Source organism: Duganella zoogloeoides (genome assembly GCF_034479515.1).
In the GTDB taxonomy this organism is placed as follows: Bacteria; Pseudomonadota; Gammaproteobacteria; order Burkholderiales; family Burkholderiaceae_D; genus Rugamonas; species Rugamonas zoogloeoides.
The window spans coordinates 4,310,024-4,329,708 of sequence record NZ_CP140152.1; the positions used below are offsets into that span (position 1 = coordinate 4,310,024).

A 19,685-nucleotide genomic window follows, 5' to 3' on the forward strand; every position below is an offset into this window, starting at 1 on the left:
CAACCCCTATAAAATGGCTGACCCCGCCAGCTGTTTGCGGGCTTTATCTATTTGCAGTGAAAGAAGAACAATATGGCGATCAACGTGATACTGAACCTGGTGGCGGCTGCGCTGCTGCTGGGCGTGCTCTACATTCTCCAGCGCCGCAACGCGTCCTTTTCGGTGCGGGTATTCACCGGCATGGGGCTGGGCGTGGCGCTCGGTGCGGCGCTGCAGGCGATCTACGGTGTAACCGCGCCCGAACTGGCCACCACCAACGAGTACCTCGACATCGTCGGCTCCGGCTACATCAAGCTGCTGCAGATGATCATCATGCCGCTGATTATGGTGTCGATCATCTCGGCCATCCTCAAGCTCAAGGGCCTCGATTCGCTGGGCAAGATCAGCGTGCTGACCATCGGCACGCTGATGCTGACCACGCTGGTGGCCGCCGGCATCGGCATCCTGATGGCCAAGGCCTTCAGTCTCACCGCCGTGGGCCTGACCGCGTCGGCGGCCGACGTGGCGCGCGGCGTGTACCTCGAAGGCAAGGTCGGCACGGCGCAGGCGATTTCGCTGCCGAACATGCTGCTCTCGTTCCTTCCGGCCAACCCGTTCCTGGACCTGACCGGCGCGCGCAAGACGTCCACCATCGCCGTCGTGATCTTTGCCGTGTTCATCGGCGTGGCAGCGAGCGGCATCCACGACAAGAAGCCCGAGCTGTTCAGCTCGTTCGACCACTTCGTCAAGGTGGCCCACGCGATCGTGATGCGCATCGTCACGCTGGTGCTGCGCCTGACGCCGTATGGCGTGTTCGCGCTGATGGCCGGCATGGTGTCCACGTCGAGCCCGACCGACATCCTGCACCTGATCGACTTCGTGCTGGCGTCGTACAGCGCGCTGCTGCTGATGTTCCTGGTGCACCTCTTGATAGTCACCGGCGCCGGCCTCAACCCGCTGCGCTTCGTGAAAAAAATCCTGCCGGTGCTGACCTTCGCCTTTACCTCGCGCAGCAGCGCCGGTTCGATTCCGATGAGCGTGCAGACCCAGACCCAGCGCCTGGGCACGTCCGAAGGCATCGCCAACTTTGCCGCCTCGATCGGCGCCACCATCGGCCAGAACGGCTGCGCCGGCATCTATCCGGCCATGCTGGCGATCATGATCGCGCCCACCGTCGGCATCGATCCGTTCACGTTCAACTTCATCGCGCCGCTGCTGGCCATCATCACCATCGGCTCGGTTGGCGTGGCCGGCGTCGGCGGCGGCGCCACGTTTGCCGCGCTGATCGTGCTCTCATCCATGAACCTGCCGGTGGCGCTGGCCGGCCTCCTGATCTCGATCGAACCGCTGATCGACATGGGCCGCACCGCGCTCAACGTCAGCGGCTCGATCACGGCCGGCACCCTGACCAGCCGGGTAATGGGCGAGACCGACATGGCCGTGTTCAACGGCAATGCCGACCTGTCGATCGACAGCGACAGCAGTGACAAGGGCAACAGCAAGCGCGCCTGACTAAAAAACAGGGAACGCGCCCGCGTGGCGCGGGTCTAAATTTTTCCCTTGCTTTTTTTGAAAGGAAAAACCATGACTTCCCTGCCTACCTCCAGCAAAATCGTACTCGGCGTGGCGCTTGGCGCCGCCCTGTTGGCTGCCTGCGACCGCCGCCCGGCCGACCAGCCGGCCAGCCCTGCAGCCACGCCCGAGTCGGCCACCCCCACCCCCTCCTCTCCCGGCAGCACCACGCCCGGCGCCACCGGCGGCACCGGCTCCGGCAGCACCGGCACCACTCCGGGCAGCGGCAGCGGCGCCGGCACCAGCGGCGCCGATACCAGCGGCTCGGGCAATGCCGGCGCCGGCTCCGGCAGCTCCGGTACCGGCAGCGGCAGCGGCACCACGAGTGGCGGTACCAGCAGCGGCTCCGGCTCCGGTTCCGGCCCCGGTTCCGGCTCCGGTTCCGGCACCAGTGGTTCCGGTACCGGTGGCAGCGGCAGCGCCACCCCGCCCTCCACCGGCCAATAGCACGCAAAAAAGGGCCCCGCAGAGCCCCCGTGTCTGACACCGTCGGTAACGGCTTAGAACTTGTAGTTGTACGACAGGCCCAGCAGCGAGATGTGGGTCTGCGACAGGCCGCGCGTGGTTTCGCCGTTGCCGGTGCAGGTACGCGACAAGGTATTGCACAGGTTGGTGTAGTTGAGCGGCGCATCCTTGAAGTCGAGGTAGCTGTACGCGACGTCGATCGACGAACGGTCGTTCAGCTTCCACTTGGCGCCCAGCGAATATTGCACGCGGTCGCTGTCCGGCAGCGCCGGATGGCGCAGCTCGGCGCTGACCACCGGCGATTCGTCGTGGGCGATGCCGGCGCGCAGGGTCAGGCTGTCGCTGTAGGCGTAGCTGGTGCCCAGCGACAGGCGCACCGTGTTCTTCCATTGCTGGCGGATCACTTCGGCGCCTTCGGGCGTGCCCGGGAATTCGATCAGCAGGTCGCCCAGGCGGTTGTGGCGCGACCAGGTGATGTCGGCCATGCCCGCCCATTTCGAGTCGAACTGGTGGAAGATGTTGCCGGACACGGTTTCCGGCGTGCGCAGCTTGACCAGCGCAGCGGAGTTGACGCGGTGCGACGCGGTCTTGAGCGCGGCATTGACGACCGGGTCGGTGGTCGAATTGGAGAATTCCCATACCGTGCTGCCCTTGAGCTTGTGGGCAATCGACGAACGGTACGACAGGCCGAAGCGGGTGCTTTCATCGACCGTGAACATGTAGCCGAGGTTGAAGCCGTAACCCCAGTCCTTGACGCTGTTCGAGCCATGGCCGTCGCCGGCCGTGGCCAGCAGGGCCGGATTGCCGCCGGCGGCAACGATGCCGGCCAGCAGTGCCTGGCGCTGCGCCGCGTTGGCGGGCGACTGCAGCTGGGCAATGGTGCCTCGCACATCGACGCCCTGGCCCAGCTCGGCCTTCATGAACTCTGCCGACACGCCGAAGCCGAACGCGTGGCGCTCGTTGACCTTGAACGACAGCGAAGGATTGATGGTCACCGACTTGAGCATCACGTCGGTCAGCGCGTAACGGCCGGCCCAGGTGTCGCCGTAGTCGAGCTTGGAGCCGTACGGCACGAACAGGCCGATGCCGGCGGTCCACTGGTCGTTGATTTTCTTGCTGGCGTAAATCGATGGCGCGGTTTTCACCGATGGCACGTAATCGGACGGGTTGCCGCCGCCGGTCGGGCTACCGACGAAGCGGGTCGAGCCGGTGTCGTTGTAGGTCGAATGCGGCACCACGAAGGTGGCGCCGGCACTGATCTGCGTGCCTTCCAGGCGCGACAGGCCGGCCGGGTTATAGAAGATGGTCGATGGATCGTTGGCTTCGGCGCCGCTGGCGTCCGCCGTGCCCTGTGCCGATACGCTTTGCGAACCGAAGCGGTAGCCGGAAGCGTGGGCGTTGAACGAGAGCGCGCCGACGGCGGCGGCAATGACCAGGGGAAGAATCTTACGTTGCATGGTGTCGTCTCTTTATATTGTAGGGTTGTCATGTTCCCGCGCCGCGCCGACCGGGCTGGGCGTTACGGTGCTGGAAGGCCAGCAGCTTACCTGAGAGGAGTCCGCGCACGAAAGTCAAGTTACTAGAGGAAAACCCCTAATATTTCGCTTGAAACCGAGCGCATGCTCTGCACTGAAAACGTCAAAAAGGGGCCGAAGCCCCTTTTGAAAACAACAACTTATGATGCGGCGCCCGGTCCTATGCCACCTTCTTGGTGAAATCGCCGTGGTCGTCCGGTGGCGCCTTGCGGGTACCGTTGATTACCATCCGCGCCGCCATCATCACCATGCGATAGACGAAGCGCACCAGCACCAGGAACAACACGATCTCGATAAACGTGATCAGCACCGCCAGCGGCAGGCCGAGTCCGCCGGCGCGTGCGCCCCAGTACGCCATGCGGCGCTGGAACTTGATGGCCAGGTTTTCACGCATGATCTCGATGCTGTCGTAGAACGTCGGCACCATCAGCAAGGTCAGCAGCGTGGACGTGATGGTGCCGCCGATGATGGCCACCGCCATCGGACGGTAGAATTCACCGCCTTCACCGAGCGCCAGCGCCACCGGCAACATGCCGGCGATCAGCGCGAACGTGGTCATCAGGATCGGCCGCAGGCGCATGCGGCCTGCATACATCAGCGCGTCTTCGCGGCTGTGGCCCTCTTCCTCGCGGGTGCGGGCCGCCTCCAGCAGCAGGATGGCGTTCTTGGCAACCAGCCCCATCAGCATGATCACCCCGATCAGGCTCATCAGGTTGAGGGTGCTGCCGGTCACCAGCAGGCCCACCACCACGCCGATCAGCGACAGCGGCAGCGACAGCATCACGCCGATCGGCGCCATGAAGGAACCGAACTGCATCACCAGGATCAGATACATCAGGCCCACGCCGGCCAGCAGCGCAATGCCCATCGCGCCGAACACTTCCTGCATGTCCTTGCCGGCGCCGCCCAGCGACAGGCCGTAGCCGGGCGGGAAGTCGATCGACTCGGCCAGCGCCTTGGCAGCGTTGGTCACTTCGCCGTCCGAGCGGCCCTGGGCGTTGGCGGTGACGGTGATCACGCGCTTGCCATCCTTGTGCTTGATGGTCGATGGTCCTTTACCCATGGTGACGGCAGCGATCTGGTCGAGCGGCACCATCTGGTTGGTGCCCACCACGGCGATCGGCAGGCGCTCGATGTTTTCCGCGCTGGCACGGTCTTCGGGCGCCAGGCGCACCGCCACGTCGCGCGATTCACCGGTCGGATCGACCCAGTCGCCCACTTCGATGCCGGCAAACGCCACCCGCAGCGCTTGCGCCGCGTCGCCGGCAGCGATGCCCATCGAGTTGGCCAGACCACGGTTGAGCACGATTTGCAGCTCGTCCTTCGGATCCTGCTCGGACAGCGTGACATCGACCGCACCGGGCACCTTGCGCAGGCGTTCCATGTAGTCAGTGGTAATTTCCATCAGCTTGCGCGAATCGGCGCCGGTGAACTGGATCTGCACCGGTTTGCCGCCGCCGTTGGCCAGGTCGTCCTGCACCGTGTATTCGGCGCCGACCAGGCCGGCCAGTTTTTCACGCAGCTCCTTGGCCACTTCGGCCGAGGAACGGTTGCGCTCATTTTTCTTGCCCAGGTCCACGTAGATCTTGCCGCCGGCCACATTCACATAAGCATTGGTCTGCTTGACTTCCTTGATGGTGAAGGCAATGTCGGCGGCGTTCTGCAGTTTCAGGCGCGAGTACTCGAGGCTGGACGACGACGGCGTGCGCACATCGACGGCAATGGTGCCAAAGTCGGACGCCGGCAGGAAGCTGCTGCCGCCCTTCCACATCTGCAAACCGATCGCGGCCACGAACGTGAGCACCGCGATGATGCCCATGGTGCGGCGGTGGCGCAATGCCCAGGCGATCACGCGGCCGTAGCGGTCGGCCTGGTGGTCGAACCAGATATTGAAGCGTTCCAGCACCCGGCTGATGCCGGTGCGCGGCTTGGTGTGGTGGTCGGGCGGGTCGCCCCAGAACGCCGACAGCATCGGGTCGAGCGTAAACGAGATCAGCAGGGACACGGCCACCGAGCAGGTCACGGTCAGTGCGAACGGCCGGAACCACTCGCCGGTAATGCCGGGCATGAACGCAACCGGGATGAACACGGCCATGATCGAGAACGTGGTGGCGGCCACCGCCATGCCGATTTCCGCCGTGCCTTTGAGCGCGGCGGTACGGCGGTCGGCGCCCATCTGCATGTGGCGCACGATGTTTTCCCGCACCACGATGGCATCGTCGATCAGCACGCCGATTGCCAGCGACAGGCCGAGCAAGGTCATGAAGTTGAGCGTGAAGCCGCACAGCCACACGCCGATGAACGCGGCCAGCACCGAGGTGGGCAGCGACAGCGCCGTGATCAGGGTCGAGCGCCACGAGTTGAGGAACGCGTACACGACGAAAATGGTCAGGCCGGCGCCGAACACCAGCGCCTCGATCACGTTATTCAGGCTGGACTCGGCGTCTTCGCCGCCGTCCTGGGTGATTTCCAGCGCGGTGCCCTTCGGCAGTTCCTTGTTGATCTCGGCAGTGAGCTTGCGCACCGCGTGCGCCACCGAGACGGTGGACGCGTCGCGCGAACGCGAAATCGAGATACCGACATTGGGCTTGCCCGAACGGACGCTGAGCGAGCTCATTTCGGCAAAGCCGTCTTCGATGGTGGCCACCTGCGACAGGCGCACCAGGTCGTCGCCATTACGCTTGATCACCACTTGCTGGAAGTCTTCGGGACGCTCGATGCGGCCCACCAGACGGATGCTTTTTTCGTCCAGCTCGCCGCGCACCTTGCCCACCGGCGCATTGGTGTTCTGGTTGCGCAGCGCGTTGACCACGTCGCCCACCGACACATTGTATTCACGCAGTTTTTCCGCCTTGAGCAGCACGGAGAGCTCGCGCTTGAGCGAACCGTCGATATTGACCGAGGACACGCCGTCGATGCCGCGGAAGCGGTCGGCCAGCTTGTCTTCGGCCAAACGCGAAATGGCCGAATGGGTTTGCGCGGTTGACGACAGCGCCAGCTGCATGACCGGCTGGGCCGAGGTATCGATCCGTTGCAGGATCGGCTCGCGCATCTCGATCGGCAGCTTGTAGCGCACCGCCGCGATGGCATTGCGGATCTCGTCGGACGCTTCGATCAGGTTCTTGCTGAACCCGAACTTGACCTGGATGCGCGCCGTGCCCTCCGACGCGGTGGAGTTGGTCTCGGTCACGCCGGTAATCGACTGGAACGATTTTTCCAGGCGGTTGATGATCTCGCGCTCGACCGTCTCGGGCGAAGCGCCCGGGTACGGAATGCTGACGATGATGAACGGGATTTCGACGTCCGGGTTCTGGTTGACCCGCAATTTGCTCAGGGCCATCAGGCCCAGGCACATCATGGCCACGATCAGCACGATCGTGGCGACCGGCTTCTTGACACTGAAATTCGATAAGAACATGGCTGTTTATTCCTTCTTGTCTGCCACGGTGGCGGCTGGCGCCGATGCGACGGCCTGGGCCGGCTTGGCAACTTTCGGCGCAATGAACGCCACTTTCAGGCCATCCTTGAAGTTCGAACCGGGCACGCGCATGATGGTGTCGCCGGCGGCCAGGCCGGACAGCACCTGCCAGTTGCCGGTGCGCTCGTCGCGGGTGCCGATGCCGAGCATCGCCTTGTTCATCACGCCATTTTTCACGCGCCACACGTAATTGACGTCGCCGGCCTGCACCAGCGCTGCCTGCGGCACCGTCAGCGCGGCATTGACTTGCGCCTCGATCCGTCCTTCCGCGTACAGGCCGGCCACGCGCGGCTGCGCCGGTCCGGCAAACGAGACCAGCACTTCCACCTGGCGGGTGACCGCGTTGGCGGCCGGATCGACGCGCTTGACGGTGCCGGCGAAGTTCTGGCCCGGGTAGCCGTTGACGCGGAACAGCACTGGCTGCCCCACCTTGACCACGCCGATCTTGTCAGCCGACACCGTACCCTCGAAGCGCATGCTGGCAGGATCAATCACCTTGACCAGTTCCTTGCCCACCTGGGCGGTGTCGCCGTTGGACACCTTGCGTTCGCTGACGATGCCGTCGAACGGCGCGCGCACCACGGTGCGGCCCAGTTGCTGGCGCGCGGTGACCAGGCGCGACTTGGCGGCGGCCAGCTCGCTCTGGGCGGTATTGCGGCGCAGTTCCACGTCTTCCAGCGCCTGCGACGACACCATGCCCGACGAGCGCAAGGTGGTCTGGCGCTCGAGCATGCGCTGGGTCTGGTCCAGTGATTGCTGCGCGGCGCGCGCGGCTTCCTCGGCCGAATTGACGTTGTCGCGGATCGAGGTCTCGTCCAGGCGCAGCAGCACATCGCCCTTTTTGACCGGTTCGCCATTTTCCTTGAGCACTTGCAGCACGATGGCGCTCACTTCGGCGCGCAGGTCGGCACGGCGCTCGGGCTGGATAGAACCGGTGATGACGGGGCCCGATGCCAGGCCGCTCGACTGCACCACCAGCGTGTCTTCGCTTGCAACCTGCAAGGTAATATTCGCAGCCTTGGCGGCCGCTTCTTTTTTCTTGGCCTCCTCGTCTGACTTGTTACACCCCGCCAAGGCTGTAGCGACGGCGATAGCGAGCAGGGTTTTGCGCAACATAAATGAATCTCCGGATGATGGACAAGTAGTAATGAATAGTAATTAGAATTTTTGGCAGACTACAGCGCGCAGAGTATCCCCGACTGACCGTGAGCGGTCAATGCGCCTGCGACAGACGGCAGAATCTGTGGCTGAATTGCGAAATTGGGGGATGAGCGGGAATTTTGGCGGATAGCCGGCAAAACCGGGGATGCCGGGTTCCGTCCCTGGACGAAGGCCGAACCCGGTTGGTACTGCAGGAGTATCAGCGGCCGAAGAAGTGGTTGATCACGTGGGCGATGGCGATGCCGGTGCACAGGCCACCGGCAATTTCGACCAGGGTGTGGCCCATGCGCTCGCGCAGCCACTTGTGCCCGCCATCCTTGCCGGCCAGTCGGTTGATGGCAGCCGCCTGCTTGCCCACGTGCTGGCGCAGGCTGTTGGCGTCGATGATGACGATGAAGCACAACGTGACCGCCACGCCGAAGGCCGGGTGGCCGATACCTTCGCGCAGCGCGATCAGGGTGGCCATGCTGGAAACGACCGCGCTGTGGTTGCTGGGAAAGCCGCCGTTACCCACCAGGTTGAACGCCCACTGGCGCGCCCTGGCGCTGTTGATCAGGAACTTGATCGGCCCTACGGTGATCCAGGTAATGAGGGGAGTGACGAGATACGCGATATCCATCCGATAATCCTTTGAATTGTTGTGGCGTAAATTTTTGTGGCGCAATTATCGCAGAACCACACACAGCGGCCCAGCAATGATGCCTGTCCATCTACATCTCGGCTAGAATTGCTTCATCCCTAAACTTCCAAGAAGAACAATATGCGGCACTTTGGTGTTTCCTTTGCAGTCACCTTCATTCTCATGGGCCTGGCCGGCTGGTGGGGTTTCAATCATGGCGGCAGCGCCGGCATGCTCTCGGCGCTGTGGATTTGCGCCGTGCTGGGCGTGATGGAAGTCTCGCTGTCGTTCGACAACGCGGTAGTCAACGCGTCCGTGCTGCGCCACTGGAACGAATTCTGGCGCAAGCTGTTCCTCACGGTCGGCATCCTGGTGGCCGTGTTCGGCATGCGACTGGTGTTCCCGCTACTGATCGTCTCGGTTGCCACCGGCCTGGGCCTGTTCGACGTCTGGACCATGGCGACCACCACCCCCGACGAATATTCGCGCCACCTGACCGAGGCCCACGCCCAGGTCGCCGCCTTCGGTGGCGCCTTCCTGCTGCTGGTATTCCTCAACTTCCTGTTCGACGAGGAAAAGGAACACCACTGGCTGGGCTGGATCGAAGAAAAACTCGGTGCGATCGGTACCGGCGGCCTGGCCGTGCTGCTCACCCTGGCTGCGGTGTTCGGCTGCATGACGATGGTGCCGGAGAAAGACAAGCTGAGCGTGCTGACCGCCGGCGTGGTCGGCGTGGTGGTGTACCTGGCGGTGTCTTGGCTGTCCGACCTGCTGGAACAGGACGAACCGGCGGAGGCCGAAGATGGCGACACCACCGAATCCGGTGTTGGCAGCAATGGCCGTACCACCGGCGTCGGCGCCGTGGTCGGCACGGTGGCGCGCGGCAGTATCGGCGGCTTCCTGTACCTGGAAGTGCTGGACGCGTCGTTCAGCTTTGACGGCGTGATCGGCGCCTTTGCCATCACCAAGGACGTGGTGATCATCATGCTGGGCCTGGCCATCGGCGCCATGTTCGTGCGTTCGCTCACAGTATTCCTGGTGCACAAGGGCACGCTGGACGAGTATGTGTACCTCGAGCACGGCGCCCACTACGCCATCGGCATCCTGGCGCTGATCATGCTCACCAGCGTGAAATACCATATTCCCGAGTGGTTTACCGGCTTGTCGGGCGTGGCGTTCATCCTGATCTCGCTGTGGTCATCAATCCGTTATAAACGGCAGCACGCTGCGTGATAAGATTCCCAATCTTGCTTAACTTGACTGCCCATCCATGAAATCGAAACGCGTGTTGCTGTACTTTATCGGCCTGGTGATCGTCGCCATGCTGGCTTTTGCCGCCTATACCTGGACCATGCTCAACGTGTCCTACTCGGACGGTGAACGGGCCGGCTACCTGCAAAAGTTCTCGCGCGTGGGCTGGTTCTGCAAGACCTGGGAGGGAGAGATCCTGCTGACGTCGATGCCAGGTGCGATTCCGGAGAAATTCTTCTTCAGCACGCGTGAAGAAGCGGTGGCCAAGGAGTTGTCGGCTGCCATCGGCAAGCGCGTGGTGCTCGGGTATGCCCAGCACCGGGGTGTGCCGACGCAGTGTTTCGGCGAGAGTGAATATTTTGTGACCAAGGTGACCGTACAACCATAAACGGTTGCTCCGACCCACTGGTCCATGGATCCCCGCGAAGGCGGGGATGACGGCATCACGGTTCGCGACTTACGGACATTGTCAGGTTCACCGACCTGCAATCCGTCATCCCCGCGAAGGCGGGGATCCATGGAACGTCCGCTCAGAGACAACGCTTAACGCGTCCGCCACACCGGCTGCACGATCCGCGCTTCCTTGCGGGCACGGGCAGCATCGAGCGTCTCTACCACTCCACCCTCGGTCACGGTCAGCTTGGCCAGCACCTTTTGCGCGGCGCCGTAACGGCGCGTTTCCAGTTCCACCATCTGCTGCCTGGCTACCGTCATCGCGGCCGTGGTGTCGGCCACCTTGCGCTGCATCTCGGCGTGGGCCTTGGCTGCCTGCAGCAGGGCTTGCTGCGCCACCAGCTTGTCCGACACGGCCGCCAGCGCGGCCAGTTCCTGCTGTTCGCGCTCGCGCACGGCTGCCAGCTGCGCTTCCTCGGCCTCGGCGCGCTGGCGCGCTGCTGCCAGTTGCGCCTCTTCCGCTTCGGCACGCTGGCGCGCTGCGTCGGCCACGGCCTGCTCCGCTTCCAGGCGGCCGGCAATGGCCTGCGACGCCTTCACTTCCGCCGCATTGGTGATGCGCTGCTGCGTGAGTTTCTGGTTGATCAGCGCCAGCGACTCGCGCTCAGCGGTCACAAACGCCTGTTCCGCTGCCAAGAGCGCCTCGGCAGCGGCAGCCTTTTCCTGTTCCACCTTGGCGCGCTCGGCGTGCACCACGCCCAGTTCCACGGCCAGGCGCGCCTGCGCTTCCAGCGCGCGGGCAGCAACTGCCTTCTGGTCGGCTTCCAGCGACACTTGCGCGGCCAGCTGGCGCGCCGCTTCCGCTTCGGCGTCGGCGGCAAGCGCCAGGCGCTGCTCGGCGGCCTGCTGCTGATGCAGTGCCTCGGTTTGCTGCTGTTCGGCGGCGGTGCGCTGGCGCGCGGCTTCCTGCGCGCCCTGCTCGGCCGCCAGCTTGGCGCGCAGCGCGGTCAGGGCCTGTTGTTCGTCGGCCGCGCGTTGTTGTTCGGCTTGCAGCGCGGCATGGGCCTGCTCAGCGCGTTGCCGGGCCAGGTCATTGGCAGCGGTTTGGGCTTCGACGTGCAGCGCCAGCGTGGCCGCCTCCTGTTCTTCGGCCTGGTTCTGGCTGGCGGCCAGTTCGGCGGCGGTGCGCGCCAGTGCGGCGCGTTCGTCGGCCAGGGCGGCGGCGCGCTGGTGTTCCTCGGCTTGCACGCGGGCCGCTTCGGCGGCGGCGAGATCGCTGGCCTGGCGCAGCTTGGCTTCATCGAGCGCCCGCGCTTCGGCTTCGACGCGGGCGTGGGTATCGAGTTCCGCTTCCTGCTCGGCCTGCACCCGGGCCAGCGCCACGGCGCGCAGCTGGTTGTCGGCTTCGATGCGCGCTTCGGTGGCAGCCATGATGCGGGCATCCGCTTCGCGGCGGGCCTGGGCGCTGGCGGCGGCCACCATCTCCAGGCGTTCGCGGTTGAGCGCGGCGTCGCGGATTTCTTTTTCGGTTTGCAGGCGCAGGTGCAGCGACTGGGCGGCGCTGCGATCCGATTCGGCCTTGGCCAGGGCGATCTGCTCGCGCTCCTGCTCCAGGTGGGCCAGCGCGCGTGCCTCTTCCAGCGCCCGCACTTCGGCGGCGGCGCGGTTGAAGGCCGATTCCAGCGCGATCTTGTCGGCGCGTTCGCGCTGCACGGTCAGGTCCAGCGCTTCGGATTCCGCTTCGGCCAGCATCTGCGCGGTCTGGCGCGCCGAGTGGGCGTGGCGTTCGCGTTCGCGCGCCAGGGTGGCCATGCGGGCGTCGGCGCTAGCGATGCCCACCACCTGATCCTTGGCCGCTTGCACGGCAGCCACGCGTTCGACCGCTTGCAGGCGCGCCTGTTCGGTTTCCACTTCCAGTTCGTCGGCGGCGCGCGCGGCCTGTGCGGCCAGCTCCGATTCGACGGCGATCTGCTCGGAGGCGCGCTTGCGGCTCTCGTTTTCGGCGCGGGCGCGCTGTTCGGCGGCCTGGCGGATCAGGTTGTCCGCTTCCACGCGGGCGCGCAGTTCGGCGGTTTCCTGTTTAACGGCGTCCAGCCGGGCCACGCTGGCCTGGGCGGCAGCGCGCAGCGATTCGAGGCGGTCGCGGTTGGCGGCAATCGCGTCTTCGGACGCCTGGGCGTTTTGCTGGGCAGCGGCAGCGGCGGCGGCATCCATGGCGGCGCGGTCCTCGGCCAGCGCGCGGGCGCGCGACTCGGCGTGGGCGCGGTTTTCGGCGGCGCAGGCGGCTTTCGCTTCCGCTTCCACGCGGGCGATGGCCTCCTGGATCGCCTTCATTTCCATGGCGGCGCGCGGGGCGTTGACGGCAGGCGCCGGTGCGCGGGCATTGGTGACACTGGTGACATCGTCATGCAGGGAAATCTTGGGCAGCGTGTCGGACAGGGACGTGAAGGTGGCGCTGTCGTGTTCAACGGTATCGCTGGGGGCCAATTGTGCTTGCATGAGAGTTCTCGCTGACGATATGTCCCGATCCACACCGGGACTTCTGAACAGTCATTATCGGGCAGCGCGATGGCCGGCCGAATGGCAAGCAGAGCGGGAAAAGCCCGCTATTTCGCTATTTAGACCGGCAGCGGCGGTTCATCCATCAATGCCACCTGCTCGCGCAGTTCGAGGATGCGGTCCTGCCAGTACTGCTGCGTGTTAAACCATGGGAAGGCCACCGGGAAGGCGGGGTCGTCCCAGCGGCGGGCCAGCCACGCCGAGTAGTGGATCAGGCGCAGGGTGCGCAGCGCTTCGACCAGGTGCAGCTGGCGCGGGTTGAATTCGCAGAAGTCCTCGTAGCCGGCCAGGATGTCGCTCATCTGGCGCACCTGCTCGGCGCGGCTGCCGGACAACATCATCCACAGGTCCTGGATGGCAGGGCCCATGCGGCTGTCGTCGAAATCGACAAAGTGGGGGCCGGCATCGGTCCATAAAACATTGCCGCCATGGCAATCGCCGTGCAGGCGCAGTTGCGGCAAATCCCCTGCCCGGTCGTAGCTGCGCCGCACGCCATCGAGTGCCTGCTGCGAAATGCTGGCGTAGGCTTCGGCCAGGTCGGCCGGAATGAAACGGTTGGTTTGCAGGAATTCGCACGGCTCGGTGCCGAAAGTGGCGATGTCGAGCGCCGGGCGGTGTGCATACGGTTTGATCGCGCCGACCGCGTGGATGCGGGCGATGAAGCGGCCCGTCCATTCGAGCACGTCCGGGGCGTCGAGCTCGGGCGCGCGGCCGCCGTGGCGGGCGAATACGGCAAAGCGGAAACCGTTGAAGTGGTGCAGCGTGGCGCCCTGGACGGCGAGTGCCGGCACCACGGGAATTTCGCGCGCGGCCAGCTCTTCGGTAAAACCGTGTTCTTCGAGGATGGCGGCATCGCTCCAGCGCCCCGGGCGGTAGAACTTGGCCACCAGCGGCTTGCCGTCGTCGATGCCCACCTGGTACACCCGGTTTTCATAGCTGTTGAGCGCCAGCAGGCGACCGTCGCCGCGCAGGCCGATGCTTTCCAGCGCATCGAGCACGCACGAGGGATCGAGGGCGGCGTAGGGGTGCGGCGCTGCGGCGGCGGTTGCCGGGCGGTCGGCGTCGATCGGATCGGCCATGGCGGCCAGCAGGGCTGCGGCGCGCGCATCGGCGGCAGCGTCGGCTGCCGCTTCGTCATCGTCGTTGTAATCTGGGGTTTGTTGGCTCATGGCGTCATTGTACGTGGCGCGGCGTGTATACTGTCGCCTTCCAAGTAAAAGCACCAGAAAGATTAAAAATGCAACTCGACCAGCCCCTGAGCGACAAAGAATTCGACGAACTGGATAGTTTCCTGTTGTCCGACCGCAGCCCTGAAGATGCGATGACGATGGACATCCTGCACGGCTACCTGACGGCAATCGCCATCGGCCCGGAAACCGTGATGCCGGCCGAATGGCTGAAAAAAGTCTGGGGCAAGGAAGAGACCGACATTCCGACCTTCAAGCACGCCAAGGAAGAGGAACGCATCCTCGGGCTGATCATGCGCTTCATGAACGAAGTGCTGGTGACGTTCGAAGTGGCGCCGAAAGAATTCGAAGCGCTGTTCGTCGAGCACGAGCACGAAGGCCAGACCCTGATCGACGCCGAAGCGTGGTGCTGGGGCTTCTGGGAAGGCATGGACTTGCGCCCCGGTTCGTGGGACGCCATCTTCACCGAGTTGCCGGAACTGATGAAACCGATCTACCTGCTGGGCGCCGACGAGATCGAAGAGGACGAACTGGCACTGGTGGAAGACCCGGTCAAGGCCCATAAACTGGCGCTGGAACTGGAAGCGAACCTGCCGGCCATCCACAAGTTCTGGGTACCGCGTCGCAAGGCCGCCGTGGAAACCGTCAAGCGCGACGAGCCGAAAGTGGGCCGCAACGACGAATGCCCTTGCGGCAGCGGCAAGAAGTACAAGAAATGCCACGGTAACGACGGCGCGGCTGAATAAGCCACTCCGTTCGGTTGGGGCGCTGCCTCATCCGTTCCAGTAAAATGGGCATCTTAACCAGGATGCCCATGTTCTCCCTGCCGTTCAAACTCCCCTCCACGGCCACTGCGCCGTTCTGTCCGTCCGAAGTCGCCGGTACCGTTGCGGTCACGGCGGGCGATCCCTATTGGAAAAAAGTCCTGCGCTTTGCAGGTCCCGGCCTGCTGGTCTCGGTCGGCTACATGGACCCGGGCAACTGGGCCACGGCGATCCAGGGCGGCTCGCAGTTCGGCTACCAATTGCTGTACGTGGTGGTGCTGTCGAGCCTGGCCGCCATCGTGCTGCAATGCCTGAGCATGCGCCTCGGCATCGTCACCGGCAAGGATCTGGCCGTGCACTGCCGCGAGCAGTATCGACCGCCGGTGGCCAAAACCCTGTGGGGCTTTGCCGAAATCTCGATCATCGCCTGCGACCTGGCCGAAGTTTTAGGGTGCGCGCTGGCGTTCAAGCTGCTGCTGGGGGTGTCGCTGCCGGTGGGCGTGGCGCTGACCGCGCTCGACACCCTGATCATCCTGGGCCTGAAAGGCAAGGGCTTCCGCCAGATCGAGGCCATCGTGCTGGGATTGATCCTGACGGTGGCCGTGTGCCTGGTGGCCGAGCTCATCTTTGTGAAACCGGACTGGCAGGCCGTGGCCGCCGGCCTGATCCCGTCGATGCAGACGCTGTCGCAGCGCGAGCCGCTGTACCTGGCCATCGGCATTCTTGGCGCGACGGTAATGCCGCACAACCTGTACCTGCATTCGTCGGTAGTACAAACCCGCGTGGTGTCGCCCACGCCAGCCGCGAAACAGGAAGCCATCGGCCTGTCGCGCATCGACACCATCATCTCGCTGCTGCTGGCGTTGCTGATCAATGGCGCCATCCTGGTGGTGGCCGCTGCCGCGTTTTATGAACCCGGCAACACGCGCGTGCTCGATATCGACGACGCCTACCAGTTGCTGGCGCCCGTGGCCGGTACCGCGCTGGCCGCCATCCTGTTCGGCCTGGCGCTGCTCGCTTCCGGTCAGAGCTCCACCTTTACCGGGACGATCGCCGGCCAGGTGATCATGGAAGGCTTTCTGAAAATGAAGATACCGTGCTGGCAGCGGCGCCTGCTCACGCGCGGCCTGGCGCTGATCCCTGCCATGATCGGCGTGCTGACGCTGGGCGAACACTCGGTGGGCAAACTGCTGGTGCTGAGCCAGGTGGTGTTGAGCCTGCAATTGCCGTTCGCCATGTACCCGCTGATCAGCCTGACCTCGCAGCGCCGCATCATGGGCGACTTCGTCAACGCCTGGTGGACCACCGCACTGGCGTGGCTGCTGTTCGTGGTGATTTCGGCGGCGAACGTGTGGCTGGTGTGGCAGGCGGTGGCGGGGTGATTGGGTGGCTACGCAACAAGTGTAAAGTTGAAACCGTTGAGTGGCCCCAGTGGTGATTGCTACAAAACATAGCTCATCTCTCGCGACTTGGCTTCTGGCCTGGAGTTGGCGATGCAGGATCAATAGCAGGTGGGATGCTCGCTAACTTTTCTACATTCGCTCTGCGTGTGAAATACCTTCAGTTCGTCGGCGTTTGGAGCACGTCCATGCGCTGTATAGGTTGCTTCGATAAAAGCAATTTTATCCCGCTTATAAAGAACATAAGCAATAGCGCCTACAGCATCGTTGGAATCGGTCACCAGTTGCTGGTAAATCAGGGGATAGGATGAACCTGCAACTCCAGAAGCAGGCGGACTCACAGTGGAGCCTGAGGCGGCTGGCACCGGTGTAGGTGCCGAAGACATCAGCGCCTGCTTACAACACGAAGCGCTTCAGCAAACGCGCGGTTGATATCGTCGCTGCTGAACTGTGACTGGCGCAATAGCCGCGTCGAGGCAGGAGATACCCCGCAGGCACTTTATCTTTGCGAGCAATGAGGTCACTGTTCGCTTGGCGCACGTCGTCCGCCGTAAACCGTTTCAACAATTGTTTTATCGAACACATCCTTTCGCTACTTGAAAGCTTCGATTATTTACCTACCCTTTCAAGCAAGGCTTAGTTGACGCACAACGCCACTGACAAATCAGGATTTTCCTACCTGCCGGTGCCGGATGTTCGATAGACAACCGGCTCCGCCCTTCCCTTCGTCGCCAACACATACCCCGCCACATCCTCCAGCGTCGGCGCCAGCCAGCGCAGCGGGGCGGCGACCGAGGCGATCAGGGTGGTGTGGCTGACGCGGTCGTAATACAGTTCCCTGACCGGCACCTGCTGCGCGCGCAGCGCCTCGGCCAGGTGGCCGGTGTTGCGCTGCGGATCGACCAGGCTGTCGCTGCGAGCGGCGATCAGCAGCGCCGGTGGCGACCGTCTGGACACGTGGCGTACCGGTTGCGAATCGGGTGGCGTGTCAGGGAAGTGGAACACCGGCCTGGTCGTCGTGTTTTCGACCGGCAGGAAATCATACGGGCCAGCCAGGCCGATCCAGCCGCGCAGGTCGGCCGGGGTCATGTCTTGCGCGGCCAGCCAGCGCGGGTCGAGCGCCACCATGGCGGCGTTGTAGGCGCCGGCGCTGTGGCCCATCACGAACAGCCGCTGCGGGTCGCCGCCGTACTGCGCCGCGTGGCGTTTGGCCCAGGCCACCGCCTGCGCCGCGTCTTTCAAAAAATCGGGGTAACGCACTTGCGGGTACAGCCGGTAATCGGCCACCACCGTGACGATGCCGTGCGCGGCAAGCGAAAGGCCGATGAACGCATAGTCGGCGCGCTCGCCGGACACCCAGTTGCCGCCATAGAAGAACACCACGACCGGCGCCGCGCCGTGCGCGACCAGGGGCCGGTACACGTCGAGTTTCTGGCGCGGGTGGTTGCCGTAAGAGAGGCCGTCGGTGCGCTCTGACTCGCTGGCAGGCGTGAGCGCGTTGAGGGTGCCCAGTGGCGAACAGGCAGCCAGGCTCAGCGCCAGCAGCAAGGGCACCAGGGTAATGACGACAGTACGGGAGAGGCGTGGCATGATCCGGCGGTATTGATTGCAATATCCGCTACTCTACCGCGCGCCCGTGCCAGGCACAGTGCGCCGATACACGGAATTACTTGCCGGCCGGATGAATGACGGTGGCAGTGTAGTCGCGCAGCGGATAGCCGCCGGGGATGCCACGGCACAATTGCCCGGACGAGGCCTCGATCAGCTGGAAGCCGGTGACCGTCCAGGCCCACGTGGCCGAGACGTTGCAGTCGCCGATGCCGCGCCCCTTGCCAAAGCTCGTCAGCTGGTTGTTGTCGAAGCCGGGATTCATCAGGTACGCGTCACGGCGGCCATTGGCGTCCGGCAGCTTGACCGGCTTCGGTGCATACGGCGCCTTGTCGTTGGCGGTCCACAGCTCGAAACTGGACTGGTAGGCGCCGCGTCCGCATTCGAGCACCAGCAGCACCTGCGTGGCAGACAGGCGATGAAGTTCGTTCTGACGCTCGCCGTCCGCAATGTCGACCGGACTTTCGCAGCCGCCATGCTTGAGGGTCTTGACGATCGACGGCAGCAATTTGCCGTCTTCCTTGCGGGTGGCGACGGCTGGCAGTTGCTTCACTTGCGGAGCCGGCAACGGCGGCAGCACGGCGCTGGCTGGCTTGGTGCCCGGCATGGCCAGCGCGGTGGGTGTGCCCACCCTGCCCTGCACGTCGTCGAGCTTGAGCAGCGCGGCCTTGAGGCCGGCCAGCGACAGGGTCCAGCTGCGCTTGCCAGCACTGATCTTGGCCGATTCGGCATTGAGCAGCAGCGGCAGCAGCCTGGCCACATGCTCGGGTGTGAGCTCCACGTCGGCGCGCAGGCCGCGCACCGTGGTCTGGCCGACCTGCACGGTCAAGGGCCCGAGCTTGGCGTCATCGTCGGTATACGGAGAGAGCTTGAGCGACACGGACGCCGTGGCGCCGGCATCGCGCGCCAGCGCCAGCACCACCGGTTCGGCAGCATCTTCCTTCTGGTAACCGGCCGCCTCGCAGCGGCGCGTGTTATCGCACGCCACTTCCCAGTCCTTGAACGTGAAGTGGCCCGCGCTGGCACTGGCATGGGCGGCGCCGCAAACGAGCGCCAGCGCCAGGGCCGGTGCATAGCGTGGGTTGATCATCACAGCTTGATGAAGTGCTCGCGGTAGTACTTGAGTTCTTCGATCGACTCGACGATGTCGGCGAGCGCCGTGTGCATCTGGTGCTTTTTGAAGCCGGAAACCATGGCCGGCGCCCAGCGCTTGCCCAGCTCTTTCAGGGTCGAGACGTCGATGTTGCGATAATGGAAATACGCTTCAAGCTTGGGCATGTAGCGCACCATGAAGCGGCGGTCCTGGCCAATGGTGTTGCCGCACATCGGCGCTTTGCCTTTCGGTACCCATTGCTTCATGAAGGCGATGATCTGTTCTTCGGCTTGCGCTTCGGTCACGGTGGACGCCTTGACCTTGTCGATCAGGCCCGAGCGGCCGTGGGTGCCCTTGTTCCAGGCGTCCATGCCGTTCAGCACTTCGTCGCTCTGGTGGATCACCAGTACCGGGCCTTCGGCCAGCACGTTCAGGTGCATGTCGGTGACGATCACGGCCACTTCGATGATGCGGTCGGTGTCCGGCTCCAGGCCGGTCATTTCCATATCGACCCAGACCAGGTTCATCTCGTTCTGGCGCGGGGTGATCACCGCCGGGGCGGAACCTTCTGGCAAATCATTAGCTTGTGACATAATTCTCTCTTGGCTTCAATGCAGCTGA

The 19,685-nt window shown here is 64.2% G+C and carries 16 protein-coding genes; 6 read left to right on the forward strand and 10 right to left on the reverse strand.

Annotation, left to right across the window (positions count from 1 at the left end; genetic code table 11):
• Positions 1-72 precede the first annotated feature (72 nt).
• Both SR858_RS19085 and SR858_RS19090 read left to right on the forward strand, forming a co-directional pair.
• Positions 73-1,491, forward strand: a complete 1,419-nt coding sequence (locus SR858_RS19085) for an L-cystine transporter (protein WP_019924881.1) — start codon at positions 73-75, stop codon at positions 1,489-1,491.
• Positions 1,492-1,563: 72 nt separating this feature from the next.
• Positions 1,564-1,998, forward strand: a complete 435-nt coding sequence (locus SR858_RS19090; RefSeq protein WP_019924880.1) for a hypothetical protein — start codon at positions 1,564-1,566, stop codon at positions 1,996-1,998.
• A 53-nt stretch (positions 1,999-2,051) separates the two neighbouring features.
• On the opposite strand, the gene SR858_RS19095 is transcribed toward SR858_RS19090, so the two are convergent.
• The 4 genes from SR858_RS19095 to SR858_RS19110 all read right to left on the reverse strand — a co-directional run bounded on the left by SR858_RS19095 (position 2,052) and on the right by SR858_RS19110 (position 8,809).
• Positions 2,052-3,473 carry an OmpP1/FadL family transporter gene (locus SR858_RS19095; protein WP_019924879.1) on the reverse strand — a complete coding sequence of 474 codons (1,422 nt, stop codon included), beginning with the start codon at positions 3,471-3,473 and terminating at the stop codon, positions 2,052-2,054.
• Between the two features lie 238 nt (positions 3,474-3,711).
• Positions 3,712-6,969, reverse strand: coding sequence for an efflux RND transporter permease subunit (locus SR858_RS19100; protein ID WP_019924878.1), 3,258 nt, complete (start codon positions 6,967-6,969; stop codon positions 3,712-3,714).
• 6 nt (positions 6,970-6,975) lie between these two features.
• Positions 6,976-8,145, reverse strand: coding sequence for an efflux RND transporter periplasmic adaptor subunit (locus SR858_RS19105; RefSeq protein ID WP_019924877.1), 1,170 nt, complete (start codon positions 8,143-8,145; stop codon positions 6,976-6,978).
• Between the two features lie 244 nt (positions 8,146-8,389).
• Positions 8,390-8,809, reverse strand: coding sequence for a divergent PAP2 family protein (locus tag SR858_RS19110; RefSeq protein WP_019924876.1), 420 nt, complete (start codon positions 8,807-8,809; stop codon positions 8,390-8,392).
• 141 nt (positions 8,810-8,950) lie between these two features.
• Between SR858_RS19110 and SR858_RS19115 the strand changes: the two genes are divergently transcribed.
• Complete coding sequence (locus tag SR858_RS19115) at positions 8,951-10,042, forward strand: DUF475 domain-containing protein (protein ID WP_026637848.1); 1,092 nt, start codon at positions 8,951-8,953, stop codon at positions 10,040-10,042.
• A gap of 37 nt (positions 10,043-10,079) precedes the next feature.
• Complete coding sequence (locus SR858_RS19120; RefSeq protein WP_019924874.1) at positions 10,080-10,448, forward strand: hypothetical protein; 369 nt, start codon at positions 10,080-10,082, stop codon at positions 10,446-10,448.
• Positions 10,449-10,603: 155 nt separating this feature from the next.
• Here the strand turns inward: SR858_RS19120 and SR858_RS19125 are convergent, their stop codons facing one another.
• The gene (locus tag SR858_RS19125; RefSeq protein WP_026637847.1) at positions 10,604-12,952 is read right to left on the reverse strand and encodes a coiled-coil domain-containing protein; all 2,349 of its coding nucleotides are present in this window, start codon (positions 12,950-12,952) and stop codon (positions 10,604-10,606) included.
• Between the two features lie 119 nt (positions 12,953-13,071).
• Complete coding sequence (locus tag SR858_RS19130; protein WP_322534628.1) at positions 13,072-14,091, reverse strand: serine/threonine protein kinase; 1,020 nt, start codon at positions 14,089-14,091, stop codon at positions 13,072-13,074.
• Between the two features lie 158 nt (positions 14,092-14,249).
• On the opposite strand from SR858_RS19130, the gene SR858_RS19135 reads away from it, so the two are divergent.
• On the forward strand, positions 14,250-14,945 hold the full coding sequence (locus SR858_RS19135) for a UPF0149 family protein (protein ID WP_019924871.1): 696 nt from the start codon (positions 14,250-14,252) through the stop codon (positions 14,943-14,945).
• A gap of 68 nt (positions 14,946-15,013) precedes the next feature.
• Positions 15,014-16,345 (forward strand): Nramp family divalent metal transporter, encoded by a 1,332-nt coding sequence (locus SR858_RS19140; protein WP_019924870.1) that lies wholly within the window; start codon positions 15,014-15,016, stop codon positions 16,343-16,345.
• Between the two features lie 119 nt (positions 16,346-16,464).
• On the opposite strand, the gene SR858_RS19145 is transcribed toward SR858_RS19140, so the two are convergent.
• The 4 genes from SR858_RS19145 to orn form a co-directional block, all read right to left on the reverse strand.
• On the reverse strand, positions 16,465-16,749 hold the full coding sequence (locus SR858_RS19145) for a hypothetical protein (RefSeq protein WP_154820161.1): 285 nt from the start codon (positions 16,747-16,749) through the stop codon (positions 16,465-16,467).
• A gap of 289 nt (positions 16,750-17,038) precedes the next feature.
• Complete coding sequence (locus SR858_RS19150) at positions 17,039-17,953, reverse strand: alpha/beta hydrolase (RefSeq protein WP_019924868.1); 915 nt, start codon at positions 17,951-17,953, stop codon at positions 17,039-17,041.
• A gap of 76 nt (positions 17,954-18,029) precedes the next feature.
• On the reverse strand, positions 18,030-19,061 hold the full coding sequence (locus SR858_RS19155) for a DUF1176 domain-containing protein (protein ID WP_019924867.1): 1,032 nt from the start codon (positions 19,059-19,061) through the stop codon (positions 18,030-18,032).
• Positions 19,061-19,657: an oligoribonuclease gene (gene orn, locus SR858_RS19160; protein WP_026637844.1), complete on the reverse strand. Its 597-nt coding sequence runs from the start codon at positions 19,655-19,657 to the stop codon at positions 19,061-19,063. The genes SR858_RS19155 and orn overlap by 1 nt, the downstream gene beginning before the upstream one ends.
• Between the last annotated feature and the right edge of the window lie 28 nt (positions 19,658-19,685).

What these genes read in the sequence shown, in the direction of transcription:
- SR858_RS19085 (WP_019924881.1), top strand. Translation starts at nt 73, where the DNA reads ATGGCGATCAACGTGATACTGAACCTGGTGGCGGCTGCGCTGCTGCTG.
- SR858_RS19090 (WP_019924880.1), top strand. Translation starts at nt 1,564, where the DNA reads ATGACTTCCCTGCCTACCTCCAGCAAAATCGTACTCGGCGTGGCGCTT.
- SR858_RS19095 (WP_019924879.1), bottom strand. Translation starts at nt 3,473, where the DNA reads ATGCAACGTAAGATTCTTCCCCTGGTCATTGCCGCCGCCGTCGGCGCG.
- SR858_RS19100 (WP_019924878.1), bottom strand. Translation starts at nt 6,969, where the DNA reads ATGTTCTTATCGAATTTCAGTGTCAAGAAGCCGGTCGCCACGATCGTG.
- SR858_RS19105 (WP_019924877.1), bottom strand. Translation starts at nt 8,145, where the DNA reads ATGTTGCGCAAAACCCTGCTCGCTATCGCCGTCGCTACAGCCTTGGCG.
- SR858_RS19110 (WP_019924876.1), bottom strand. Translation starts at nt 8,809, where the DNA reads ATGGATATCGCGTATCTCGTCACTCCCCTCATTACCTGGATCACCGTA.
- SR858_RS19115 (WP_026637848.1), top strand. Translation starts at nt 8,951, where the DNA reads ATGCGGCACTTTGGTGTTTCCTTTGCAGTCACCTTCATTCTCATGGGC.
- SR858_RS19120 (WP_019924874.1), top strand. Translation starts at nt 10,080, where the DNA reads ATGAAATCGAAACGCGTGTTGCTGTACTTTATCGGCCTGGTGATCGTC.
- SR858_RS19125 (WP_026637847.1), bottom strand. Translation starts at nt 12,952, where the DNA reads ATGCAAGCACAATTGGCCCCCAGCGATACCGTTGAACACGACAGCGCC.
- SR858_RS19130 (WP_322534628.1), bottom strand. Translation starts at nt 14,091, where the DNA reads ATGGCCGATCCGATCGACGCCGACCGCCCGGCAACCGCCGCCGCAGCG.
- SR858_RS19135 (WP_019924871.1), top strand. Translation starts at nt 14,250, where the DNA reads ATGCAACTCGACCAGCCCCTGAGCGACAAAGAATTCGACGAACTGGAT.
- SR858_RS19140 (WP_019924870.1), top strand. Translation starts at nt 15,014, where the DNA reads ATGTTCTCCCTGCCGTTCAAACTCCCCTCCACGGCCACTGCGCCGTTC.
- SR858_RS19145 (WP_154820161.1), bottom strand. Translation starts at nt 16,749, where the DNA reads ATGTCTTCGGCACCTACACCGGTGCCAGCCGCCTCAGGCTCCACTGTG.
- SR858_RS19150 (WP_019924868.1), bottom strand. Translation starts at nt 17,953, where the DNA reads ATGCCACGCCTCTCCCGTACTGTCGTCATTACCCTGGTGCCCTTGCTG.
- SR858_RS19155 (WP_019924867.1), bottom strand. Translation starts at nt 19,061, where the DNA reads ATGATCAACCCACGCTATGCACCGGCCCTGGCGCTGGCGCTCGTTTGC.
- orn (WP_026637844.1), bottom strand. Translation starts at nt 19,657, where the DNA reads ATGTCACAAGCTAATGATTTGCCAGAAGGTTCCGCCCCGGCGGTGATC.